Source organism: Mycobacterium sp., from assembly GCF_049280035.1.
Taxonomy (GTDB): Bacteria; Actinomycetota; Actinomycetes; order Mycobacteriales; family Mycobacteriaceae; genus Mycobacterium.
This window is the reverse complement of sequence record NZ_JBAPPI010000600.1, coordinates 1-2,747: the sequence shown is the minus strand read 5'-3', so window position 1 is coordinate 2,747 and position 2,747 is coordinate 1. Positions and strand designations below refer to the sequence as shown.

The 2,747-nt window shown below is 64.1% G+C and carries 5 protein-coding genes; 1 reads left to right on the top strand and 4 read right to left on the bottom strand.

Annotation, left to right across the window (positions count from 1 at the left end; all coding sequences use genetic code 11):
- The 3 genes from WAN71_RS19465 to WAN71_RS19455 all read right to left on the bottom strand — a co-directional run.
- On the bottom strand, positions 1-304 hold a 304-nt coding region (locus WAN71_RS19465), incomplete at its 3' end, for an FAD-dependent oxidoreductase (RefSeq protein ID WP_422226896.1).
- Between the two features lie 40 nt (positions 305-344).
- A complete protein-coding gene (locus WAN71_RS19460; RefSeq protein WP_422226895.1) occupies positions 345-1,172 on the bottom strand; it encodes a hypothetical protein in 828 nt (275 codons plus the stop codon).
- 75 nt (positions 1,173-1,247) lie between these two features.
- A complete protein-coding gene (locus WAN71_RS19455; protein ID WP_422226894.1) occupies positions 1,248-1,544 on the bottom strand; it encodes a hypothetical protein in 297 nt (98 codons plus the stop codon).
- A 112-nt stretch (positions 1,545-1,656) separates the two neighbouring features.
- On the opposite strand from WAN71_RS19455, the gene WAN71_RS19450 reads away from it, so the two are divergent.
- Positions 1,657-2,418, top strand: a complete 762-nt coding sequence (locus WAN71_RS19450; protein WP_422226893.1) for an isocitrate lyase/PEP mutase family protein — start codon at positions 1,657-1,659, stop codon at positions 2,416-2,418.
- 137 nt (positions 2,419-2,555) lie between these two features.
- On the opposite strand, the gene WAN71_RS19445 is transcribed toward WAN71_RS19450, so the two are convergent.
- Positions 2,556-2,747 (bottom strand): Hsp20/alpha crystallin family protein (locus WAN71_RS19445; RefSeq protein WP_422226892.1); only part of this gene is annotated, 192 nt, incomplete at its 5' end.

Genomic DNA, 2,747 nt, shown 5'->3' with positions numbered 1-2,747 from the left:
CCAGTTCCCAAACCCGGTCGGGTGCCTCCTTGGCGTGCAATTCGGCCATCCGCCAGTTGTTTAGGAACTTCCCACCGCGCATCGTGTCGCCGAAGTGGGTCTTCCAGTTGTCCTTCGGGTTGGTGTTGCCCATCGACGCCGCGCAGCCGCCCTCGGCCATCACCGTGTGGGCCTTGCCGAACAGCGACTTGCACACCACCGCAACCCTGAGGCCGCGTTCCCGCGCCTCGATGACCGCGCGCAAACCTGCGCCGCCGGCACCGATCACGACCACGTCGTAGGAGTGCCGTTCGACCTCAGTCATGGAACCTCACTAAACTTTCCGATATCCGTGAAACAGGTTCTCAGCCAACAAATCTCAGGTCCGAGATGGCGCCGCTGGCCACCAGCGCGATGTAGAAGTCGGTGAGCATCAGCGTGCCCAGTGTGATCCACGCGTACAGCTTGTGCCGAGTGTTGAGTTTGCTGACCTGGGTCCAGATCCAGTACCGCACAGGGTGTTTGGAGAAGTGCTTGAGCCGCCCACCGGTGATGTGCCGGCACGAATGGCAGGACAGCGTGTAGACCCACAGCATGATGACATTGCCAACCATGATCACGTTGCCCAGGCCGAAACCGAATCCACCCGGTCCGTCCGCGGAATGGAACGCGACGATCGCGTCGTAGCTGTTGATCACCGAGATAATGCCGGCGACGTAGAAGAAATACCGATGGGTGTTCTGGATGATCAGCGGGAACTTGGTCTCACCGGTGTAGTGGACGCGCGGTTCGGCCACCGCACAGGCGGAGGGCGACTGCCACACCGTGCGGTAGTAGGCGCCGCGGTAGTAGTAGCAGGTCAGACGGAACAACAGCAGGAACGGCAGCGACAGCGCCGCGAACGGCAGCCACCACACGTTCGGCAGGATCTGCGGCCAGAAGTCGCTGGCCTCACCGCAAGCCTTGCTGAGGCACGGCGAGTAGAACGGGGTCAGGTAGTGGTATTTGTGGACGAAGAAGTCATTCCGCTGGAATGCGCGTGCCGTCGCGTAGATGACAAATGCGGCGAAGCCCAGGTCGATCCGCAGTGGCGACATCCACCACCGGTCGGTCCGTAGCGTCCGTTGCTGGATGTGGGCGCGCGTGGGTGAAAAGACACCAGACGCAGAACGGTTCGCTGTGGGTGCGCTCATCTATTGGGATCCTCTTCGCGTGGCCTCGTCGGAGAGTACCCACAGCGAAGAGCACGCAGTCTCGCGGGGGGCAAATCAAGAACGGCTGTGGCCGCCGACACCTTCGTCGTCGACATCACGCCAGAATTCGGCGTCGTATTGGGTGTCGGGAATGGCGATTTTCTCAGCCGGTTGGTCCAGGGTGTGCCGGGCCAGATCCAGCTCACCGGCGTCGATGTCGAGCAGCTCAACGTCATTGAGGATTCGTTGGACGTCGTTCACCACGCGACGCATCGCCGGAGTGTCGCGGTACCGCGACCTCAACGACGTCACGCACCGCCGCAGGCCACCGATGAGCTCGTGCAGTTCGGCGAGTTCAGTAGTGCTGGACAACGGATCTCCCTGGAAGTGAAGGTGTCATAAATCACAGTACGTCACCCGATACTATCCAGCACACAGCGATGGCGTGAGCCAGGTCACGCCCGCGAGCGGGAGGCAGCCAGCCATGCCGGCATCCAGCGCATTGGCCGATCGAGCAACGGCGCTATTGGCGCTGCATCAGCCGGGCAATCCGGTGATTCTCCCGACGGTGTGGGACGCCTGGTCGGCGCGATTTGCCACCGACGCCGGTTTCGCCGCGCTGACCGTCGGCAGTCATCCCGTCGCCGACTCGATCGGCAAACCCGACAACGAGGGCATGTCGTTCGACGACCTGCTGGGCCGGGTCGCCCAGATCACCGCTGCGGTGGACGTCCCGGTCTCGGTGGACGTCGAATCCGGTTACGGGCTGCCGGCTTCGCGGCTGATCGATGGGCTGCTTGGGGCAGGTGCGGTGGGGCTGAACATCGAAGACACCGTGCACAGCGAGGGCAAGCGACTGCGTTCGGCGGACGAACACGCTGAACTGGTCGGTGCACTGCGCGCCGCCGCCGACGAGGCGAAGGTCCATCTCGTGATCAACGCCCGCACCGACCTTTTCCTGCGCCAGGAAGGCGACGAGTCCGACCGCGTCGAGCGGGCGGTAGCGCGATTGCAGAAGGCCGCCAGTGCCGGTGCCGATGTCCTCTATCCGGTGGGCCGCCACGACCCGGAGACGTTGCGGCGCTTGACCACTGAGTTGCCGCTTCCGGTCAATGCGATCGCCCTACCCGATCAGGACGATCCCGCTTCCTTCGGTCCGCTGGGCGTCGGGCGGATCAGCTTCGGGCCGTTCCTGCAGGCCGCCTTGGGAAACCGGGCCAAGGAGATCCTGGCCCGCTGGGGTTAGCCCGACGACGATGCAGACCGTGTAACGGTCTGAGAAGGAGTCGGGCAATCGATGTAGCGCGGCGGCGCCTCGAATCCGGCGGAGCCGTTGGGCCCCACCGGATTCGAGCTGAGTGCGGAGGTCGCAGACTACGCAGACTACTTCGTGATCTCGATGCGCTGCGGCTGAGTCCCGGCGTAAGCACCGGTGACCCGCACGGTCAGCACGCCGGCGTCGTAGGACGCCGCGATGGCCTCGCCGGTGACGTTCGCAGGTAGCCGGAACGACCGGCGGAACGAGCCGTAGCGGACCTCCCGCAGCGTGCGCCCGTCCTTCTCTTCGTCGTGCTC

What these genes read in the sequence shown, in the direction of transcription:
- WAN71_RS19460 (WP_422226895.1), bottom strand. Translation starts at nt 1,172, where the DNA reads ATGAGCGCACCCACAGCGAACCGTTCTGCGTCTGGTGTCTTTTCACCC.
- WAN71_RS19450 (WP_422226893.1), top strand. Translation starts at nt 1,657, where the DNA reads ATGCCGGCATCCAGCGCATTGGCCGATCGAGCAACGGCGCTATTGGCG.